Genomic DNA, 7,688 nt, shown 5'->3' on the forward strand with positions numbered 1-7,688 from the left:
CTAATAATCTTATCAAGGTTATTAAGCGGAATGCCTTTGGTTTCAGGAACTTTGACAATTTTAAGAAACGCATTTTCCTAGCCTTGAATACGAAACGAGAAAAGGAACAGGTAGTCCTCTCTCGACTCGCTCTCTGATAGAATCCACCTAGGTCTGAAGAAACGCTTTAAGGCTTCCAAAAATTAAAAGGGATGCGGAACCCCGTGGTGAAAAGATTCCAAGCCACCGAGCTTGGAATCGGGGGGATTCGGGAAACTTCGGTTCCCGAATAAGGCATGGAACTCGTCAGAGGTCGCTGCCGTCCCCCACCACAGGGAATGCATCCCATATGAATTGAAAGGAAGCCATTTTTAGGCTATATTGTACTCACTATTTATAGATTGTAAAATTCTACCCACTACAGTTGACAAAGAGCCCGGATTTCATAAAGGGGTTCACAAATTTCTCCTCGGTGGAGTTGGAAAAAAACTTTTTCAAGAAGCCTATGTTTTCCAGAAAACTTGCTCAGTTGTTGTAGGCTAATAAACCTGCTACCAATTGATTTTTTCGCTACTTTATAAAATACAAGCTCAGGGTTAAGGATAAAAGGCTTGCATATGCGTAAGTCAGAAAACTGTTGTGAAAAGGATTCATTATGTTATGGCTACGGGGATTGGTCCAGGAATCCTTGGAACTTGTCTGGAGGGAGGGGGCAGAACTAAGATGAAAAAGTCGTCCTAGTCTCTGTTCGGCTTACTTCTAGGAGACTGTTTAGGACTTACAGATGGGTAACAGAAATTTTCCTTGGTTGATTTTCCTTTACAATAAGAAGTAATCATACAAATGTAGCAAAGGAGATCCCTATGAAAAAATTATTGTCGGTTTTAGCTGTAGCAGTGCTTGTCCTTGGAGGTTGGCTTCTGTTTGAAACCAACCAGGTTTCTTCACAGAGTGGCTCTAGTTCTTTCCAGCTGTTTGGCTCCGTGGATTTGGAGAACAATCAGGGTGAAGAGGAAGTAGGGGAGGATACCGATAGTTCGGAGGAAGATGATGCCTTTGGGAATTTTATCGAAGAGCATGAGACTCCGCTTTCGAAAAGGATTGTCATCGAGGATAGCTCCGAGAAATAATCTTTTCGCGTGCATACAAAAAGCAACGGTTTTCAGGCCGTTGCTTTTTGTATGTGGTCGTGAGTTTTTAGCCGAGGTAGCGTTGGAGGAACTCACGTGTACGTTCTTCTTTAGGATTGGTAAAGATGTCTTCAGGGCGTCCTTCTTCAGCGATAACACCTTTGTCCATGAAGATGACGCGGCTGGATACATCGCGGGCAAATTCCATTTCGTGGGTGACCACGATCATGGTAAGGCCTTCTTGAGCGAGGTCCTGCATGATTTTGAGAACTTCCCCAACCATCTCCGGGTCTAGAGCTGACGTTGGTTCATCAAAGAGAATGGCGTCAGGATTCATTGAGAGAGCTCGAGCAATGGCAACCCGTTGCTTTTGACCACCGGAGAGTTGTTTTGGTTTTGCTAGCCAGTATTGCTCGCCCATGCCAACCTTGTTGAGGTTTTCTTTGGCAATTTTTTCGGCCTCTGAACGTTCCCGTTTGAGGACGGTTGTTTGCGCGACAATGGCATTTTCCAAGACATTTAGATTCTCAAAGAGGTTAAAGTTTTGGAAAACCATCCCTAATTTTTCCCGGTAAGTGGTGAGGTCGTGCTCGTCTGCAAGCACATTTTTTCCATGGTAGAAAATTTCTCCGGCACTAGGGGTTTCCAGTAAGTTAATGGAGCGAAGGAAGGTGGATTTTCCACTTCCTGAGCTACCGATGATGGAAATAACTTCCCCTTTGTGGACAGTAAGGGAGATATCTTTGAGGACTTCATTTTGTCCGTAAGATTTTTTGAGGTTTTTAATTTCAAGAATGGTTGTTTGTGTCATTTGATCACCCCCGTTTGCATTTGGTTTGCTCCGGTAGTGTAAGTGTCACTATCCATGCGCCGTTCTACATAGCGTAAGATACGGGTTACGGTAAAGGTGAGCACGAAGTAGATAATGGCGATTACGGTAAAGGTTTGGAAATATTGATAGGTTTGAGTGGCAACAGTATTTCCGGCAAAGTAGAGTTCGACAACGGAGATAACATTCAAAACAGAGGTATCTTTGATGTTGACGACAAACTCATTTCCGGTTGCAGGAAGGATATTGCGGATAACCTGTGGCAAGACAATCTTACGCATGGTTTGTCCGTGGTTCATTCCTAGGGCTGTTGCGGCTTCAAACTGACCTTTGTCAACTGCGAAGATACCACCGCGGACGATTTCACTCATGTAGGCACCGGTATTGATGGAAACAATGAAGATGGCTGCGAGGGTCCGGTCGATGTCGATTCCGAAGGCCTGGGCTGTTCCGTAGTAGATAACCATGGATTGTACGATCATCGGGGTACCACGGAAAATTTCAATGTAGGCACTGAGGAACCAGCCAAAGAGTTTTTGGAAAAAGGCAAGTACTTTGGTTTTCGCTTGGGGGGCAGTCCGGTAAACACCAATCAAAAGTCCAATACCAGTTCCGACTACGGTACCGATGATGGAAATGAGAAGGGTCATGCCAGCTCCGCGAAGGAATTGCGAACCGTTGTTTTGGACAATGGTAAGCATTTGTTGGAAGAAGCTAGGTGTTGCTTCTTCTTCGTCCTCACTTGCAAGGGGCTGATTTTGGATCATTTCATCCATCAAAGCCACTTGTTGATCGGCTGAGAGGGTTGCGATGGCTGCGTTGACTTGGCTCATCCGGGCGTCATCTTTGCGCATTCCGACAGCAGTGGTTACTTCCTCGTCGTTGGTTGTAAAACCTTGGTCCAAGTTAACCATCTTCAGGTTAGGGTTTGCATCTTCGGCAGTTAAGGCTTCAGGGCGTTCGGAGATGTAGCCGTCAATGACTCCAGCTTCGAGAGCCTGACGCATTTGTGCGAAATCTCCCATGGCAGTCTCTTTAGAAGCGCCATCGATTTGGTCGATCAAATCGTAGAGGTAAACTCCCTGTTGTGAGGTAAGTTTGGCTCCCTTGAAGTCAGTTAGTGATTTGGCTGCGGCATAATCAGAGTCTTTGCGGACAACGATCACTGGTTGGCTACGGTAGTAGCTGTCAGAGAAGGCAATCTCCTTGCGGCGTTCTTCTGTTGGGCTCATTCCTGCTACGATCAAATCAATCTTTTTCGAAGTTAGGGCAGGGATTAGTCCGTTCCAGGTTGTCTTGACAACCAGGGGTTTTTTACCGAGCTTTTCAGCGATTTTCTTGGCAATTTGTACATCGTAGCCATTGGCGTATTGGTTTGTGCCTTCAATTTGAACGGCACCGTTACTGTCGTCGTCCTGTGTCCAGTTAAATGGAGCATAAGCTGCTTCCATCCCGACTCGTAGGTAATCATCTGCGCTGACTGGTTGAGTCCAGGCAAAGAGCAGAGCGAGACCTGTGAGTAGGCTTACTACTAACTTTTTCATAGGAACCTCCTTCTAGATTTTTTTCATTATACCTTAAAAAAGGCAAAGGAATCAATATATTTTTTAGTGAAAGCGTTTTAAATACCATGTGCATCGGAAAAACCTTTTTCAAATAAGCTTGTCTGGAATTGTGAATATCCTTTTTAGAACTAGAGATTCTGTTGGTCAGAGAGATGTGCTTGTGGTATAATCATGACTGTTAGGAAGGACGAAAACGCATGATACTGATTGAACTGTTAAAAGCGATTTTATTTGGAATTGTTGAGGGAATCACAGAGTGGTTGCCGATTTCCAGTACCGGACACCTGCTCTTGTTGCAGGAGTTTGTGAACTTTAAAGGAGTTTCGGCTGGCTTTATGGACATGTTTAATGTTGTCATCCAGTTGGGAGCAATTTTGGCGGTTGTGGTGATTTATTTTGGCAAGCTTAATCCCTTTAAGCCGGGTAAATCGCAAGAAGAAGTCAAGCAGACTTGGTCTCTTTGGTCTAAGGTGCTAGTGGCGATTTTGCCGGCCATGGTGATTGGGGTTCCTTTAGACGATTGGTTTGAGGCGCATTTTTATAATCCAGTTTCGATTGCCTTAATGTTGATTATTTATGGAATTGCCTTTTTGGTGATTGAGAAACAGGAGTTTGTCAAAGATCCTAGTGTGACGCGTTTGGAAGATCTCCCTTATGCGACAGCCTTCAAGATTGGTCTTTTCCAAGTCTTGGCCCTGTTTCCGGGGACCAGTCGGTCTGGGGCAACCATTGTTGGTGGTCTCTTGAACGGAACCAGTCGGTCAGTGGTGACAGAGTTCACCTTTTTCCTTGGGATTCCCGTTATGTTTGGAGCCAGTGGTGTTAAGGTTCTCAAATTTATCCTTAATGGCAATAGCTTAACGGGGACAGAGGGCTTACTCTTAGTTGTGGCTATGGTGACAGCCTTTGCGGTCAGCCTTTATGCCATCCGTTTCTTGACCGGCTATGTCAAGCAGAACGATTTTACCATCTTTGGAAAATACCGGATTGTGCTTGGAATTTTACTGCTCCTCTATGCAGGGGTACGGGCCTTTTTGGCTTAATCTAGAAGAGTGGTTGTATTTCCACTCTTTTTTTGAAATCTGCGAAAAATTCAAGTATACTGGATAACGAGGTAAACAAATGAAAATGAAACAATTAAATGATCGAACCATTAAAATTTCGATCAGTATGAAAGATTTGGAAGAAAGAGGAATGGAATTGGCGGACTTCCTGATGCCCCAGGAAAAAACCGAGGACTTCTTCTACACGATTTTGGACGAATTGGAGTTGTCCCAGCATTTTCTGGATTCAGGAATGTTGAGTTTTCGGGTAACACCAAAGCCAGATCGCTTGGATGTCTTTGTGACTAAGTCAGATGTGGATAAGGCGATGGACTTTGACGAGATTGATTTCGAAGACCTACCACGCATGGAGGATTTTCCGGATATGGAACCGGAAGAATTTATCAAAGCGATGGAAGAGGCCTTAAAAGAATATAGCCAGGATCCACAATCAGATGAGTTACTCAGTGAGTTGGATAATTTCCGCCAGCAGGTCCAAGCGGATCAGGAAGAGGAGTTGGACGCGTCTGAAACTCAAGGAATCCGTGGGTCTAAGAGTGACAATCACTTCTTATATTATGTCCTTCAGTTTTCGGATTTTAACAAGGTAAGGGAATATGCAGATCTTGTTGACTATGACTATGATGGCTCTGAGCTCTATAAATATAAGGGGCGGTATTACCTGACTGTTTTGGTCAATACCAGTCAAATGCCAGGGAAGGCTCCTGTTTATTTGATGGCTCGGATGCGAGAGATGGCAGAAGAGTCCCAGGTAACCCGGCCGGTTCTTCAGGAGCACGGAACTGTTTTATTGTATGGGACTGCGATTGAAGATTTACAAAGGATTTAAGTATGGTACCCTTTGCCCTTGCCTTTATTCTAGCCTTGATCGCTACGTTTTTGGGAAGTATTCTCTTGACTCCCCTCGTGCGTCTCTTGGCCTTTCAGATTGGGGCTGTGGATCAGCCTAACGCTAGGCGGATTAATCAGCAGCCCATGCCGACCGCTGGTGGTTTGGCGATCTTTCTATCGTTTAGCTTGGTGAACTTGTTTATCATGCCTGGGATTGTTAAGGTCACGACCTTTGGCTATACCTATTTTGACTATGTCTGGCCTGTTTTGTTGGCCGGTGGCGTGATTGTGTTGACAGGTCTCCTGGATGATGTGCTGGAATTGAAACCGGCTCAGAAAATGCTGGGAATTCTTCTGGCGGCGGTTTTAATTTGGTCCTTGACTGATTTTCGCCTGGATAATTTTAAACTTCCCTTTGGTGGTCCTTTCCTCCATTTTGGTCCGATTGTTTCCTTTATTCTGACCTTGATTTGGATTGCGGCTATTACCAATGCGGTCAATCTCTTGGATGGTCTGGATGGGTTGGTGAGCGGAGTGTCGATTATTTCGCTGGCAACCATGGCCATTGTTTCTTATTTCTTCCTGCCCCAGGATAATCTTTTTTTGACCCTTTTGATTTTATTGTTGGTGATGGCGATTGGCGGATTTTTCCCTTACAACTATCATCCGGCGATTATCTTTTTGGGGGATACGGGAGCCTTGTTTCTGGGATTTATGATTTCCGTTTTGTCCTTGCAGGGCTTGAAAAACGCGACAGCGGTAGCGGTGATTACTCCGATGATTATTCTAGGGGTTCCCATTACGGATACCTTGATGGCGATTATTCGTAGGCGTTTGGCGGGCCGGAAGATTTCTGAGGCGGATCGGCATCACCTGCATCACCGGCTGCTGAGTCTGGGCTTGACCCATCGGGGGACGGTTTTGGTGATTTATGGGATTACCTTCATCTTTTCGATGATTTCGCTCTTGCTAAATGTATCTAGCCGGATTGGGGGAATTTTACTTCTTGTTGGGATTGCCTTTGGCACAGAGTTGTTTGTCGAGTTGTTGGGGATTTTGGGTCCAGATCGGGCTCCGCTTTTAAAAACCTTGCGCTTCATTGGAAACTCAGCCTATCGGGAAGAAGTAAGGCAATTACGTAAGAAGCAATCCAAGTAGATAAGAATAATTCTAAACACTAAAAAAGGGTTCTTTTGCAAGTTGTGTGGAATTCCTGAAAACCGATAGTCATGGAATTTGATAATTGTAGCTTTTTAATGACTGTACCCTGGCTTCTTTCGAATTTCTATGAGATGCTTCCCCTGTGGTGGGGGACGGCAGCGACCTCTAACGAGTTCCATGCCTTAGTCGGGAACCGAAGTTTCCCGACTCCCCCCGATTCCAAGCTGGCAAGCTTGGAATCTTTTCAGTACGACGGGCATGTCGTATATCTGAGGTGCAAGTCCTCTGTGGGCACCTGCTACCGGTGAACCCAATAGCGACTCCCAAGCCTGACTATCGTGAGGTAGCGGGGAGAGGAAGGGATAGCGAAATCGTGGCTCTACGAACAGAAATGTGATATGAAGGCGTATGTAGTGGATGAGGAGGCTGAAAACTCTAAAGTCCCAAAAGGTAGTCGTAACCTATATGCGTAGATCACGAGAGTAAACGAGGAAAGATATACGACTTATCCCGTGAGGTCTCATGAGCGTCGTAGACGTAGTAACAACGAATCATGAGAAGTCAGCCGAACCCATAGTAGTGATGAAGTTTCTGTAATGGAAATGGAGCGAAGGGGCGAACAATTAACCGAAGTAATCCTACTTCACTTGTGTCTGTAAAAGAACGGTCTGATAGAACTGGAGACGGTCACGTATTGACTAGGAGAAGGTTCACGAATCTAAGATGTCCCTCAGACACCGAAACAAGAAAGGAATACGCACATGTCAGAATTGCTAGATAAGATATTATCTCGGAACAATATGCTTGAAGCCTATCATCAGGTAAAAAGAAACAAGGGTTCTGCTGGTATCGACGGAGTTACCATTGAGGAAATGGATAATTTCCTACGGCAACATTGGCGAGAAACCAAGGAACTTATAAAGCAGAGGAAGTACAAACCTCAACCAGTTTTACGAGTTGAAATTCCTAAGCCAAATGGTGGCGTCCGAAATCTTGGAATCCCTACAGTCATGGACAGAATGGTACAACAAGCGATTGTTCAAACCATCAGTCCAATCTGTGAAAGACACTTCTCAGAGTATAGTTATGGCTTTCGTCCCAATCGCTCTTGTGAGACAGCTATTATTCA

Annotated in this window: 8 protein-coding genes; 6 read left to right on the forward strand and 2 right to left on the reverse strand. The window is 44.9% G+C overall.

Annotated features, from left to right (window positions below; genetic code table 11):
* Together HZY94_RS09135 and HZY94_RS09140 are read left to right on the forward strand one after the other, a co-directional pair.
* The coding region (locus HZY94_RS09135; RefSeq protein ID WP_179925885.1) for a transposase at positions 1-137 on the forward strand (137 nt) is incomplete at its 5' end.
* 705 nt (positions 138-842) lie between these two features.
* Complete coding sequence (locus HZY94_RS09140; protein WP_179925886.1) at positions 843-1,109, forward strand: hypothetical protein; 267 nt, start codon at positions 843-845, stop codon at positions 1,107-1,109.
* Positions 1,110-1,176: 67 nt separating this feature from the next.
* On the opposite strand, the gene HZY94_RS09145 is transcribed toward HZY94_RS09140, so the two are convergent.
* Entirely contained in the window at positions 1,177-1,920 is a 744-nt protein-coding gene (locus tag HZY94_RS09145) for an amino acid ABC transporter ATP-binding protein (protein ID WP_179925887.1), read from the reverse strand.
* On the reverse strand, positions 1,917-3,482 hold the full coding sequence (locus HZY94_RS09150) for an ABC transporter substrate-binding protein/permease (protein ID WP_179925888.1): 1,566 nt from the start codon (positions 3,480-3,482) through the stop codon (positions 1,917-1,919). Before HZY94_RS09150 ends, HZY94_RS09145 begins: the two co-directional genes overlap by 4 nt.
* A 218-nt stretch (positions 3,483-3,700) precedes the next feature.
* On the opposite strand from HZY94_RS09150, the gene HZY94_RS09155 reads away from it, so the two are divergent.
* The 4 genes from HZY94_RS09155 to HZY94_RS09170 form a co-directional block, all read left to right on the forward strand.
* Positions 3,701-4,546, forward strand: a complete 846-nt coding sequence (locus HZY94_RS09155; RefSeq protein WP_179925889.1) for an undecaprenyl-diphosphate phosphatase — start codon at positions 3,701-3,703, stop codon at positions 4,544-4,546.
* A 79-nt stretch (positions 4,547-4,625) separates the two neighbouring features.
* Positions 4,626-5,396, forward strand: coding sequence for an adaptor protein MecA (locus tag HZY94_RS09160; protein WP_179925890.1), 771 nt, complete (start codon positions 4,626-4,628; stop codon positions 5,394-5,396).
* Positions 5,397-5,398: 2 nt separating this feature from the next.
* Positions 5,399-6,556, forward strand: a complete 1,158-nt coding sequence (locus HZY94_RS09165) for a glycosyltransferase family 4 protein (protein ID WP_179925891.1) — start codon at positions 5,399-5,401, stop codon at positions 6,554-6,556.
* 764 nt (positions 6,557-7,320) lie between these two features.
* Positions 7,321-7,688, forward strand: a 368-nt coding sequence (locus HZY94_RS09170; protein ID WP_257151889.1) for a reverse transcriptase domain-containing protein, incomplete at its 3' end; no start/stop codon positions are given.

Origin of the sequence: Streptococcus danieliae (assembly GCF_013415245.1) — a bacterium.
GTDB lineage: Bacteria > Bacillota > Bacilli > Lactobacillales > Streptococcaceae > Streptococcus > Streptococcus danieliae_A.

What these genes read in the sequence shown, in the direction of transcription:
- HZY94_RS09140 (WP_179925886.1), top strand. Translation starts at nt 843, where the DNA reads ATGAAAAAATTATTGTCGGTTTTAGCTGTAGCAGTGCTTGTCCTTGGA.
- HZY94_RS09145 (WP_179925887.1), bottom strand. Translation starts at nt 1,920, where the DNA reads ATGACACAAACAACCATTCTTGAAATTAAAAACCTCAAAAAATCTTAC.
- HZY94_RS09150 (WP_179925888.1), bottom strand. Translation starts at nt 3,482, where the DNA reads ATGAAAAAGTTAGTAGTAAGCCTACTCACAGGTCTCGCTCTGCTCTTT.
- HZY94_RS09155 (WP_179925889.1), top strand. Translation starts at nt 3,701, where the DNA reads ATGATACTGATTGAACTGTTAAAAGCGATTTTATTTGGAATTGTTGAG.
- HZY94_RS09160 (WP_179925890.1), top strand. Translation starts at nt 4,626, where the DNA reads ATGAAAATGAAACAATTAAATGATCGAACCATTAAAATTTCGATCAGT.
- HZY94_RS09165 (WP_179925891.1), top strand. Translation starts at nt 5,399, where the DNA reads ATGGTACCCTTTGCCCTTGCCTTTATTCTAGCCTTGATCGCTACGTTT.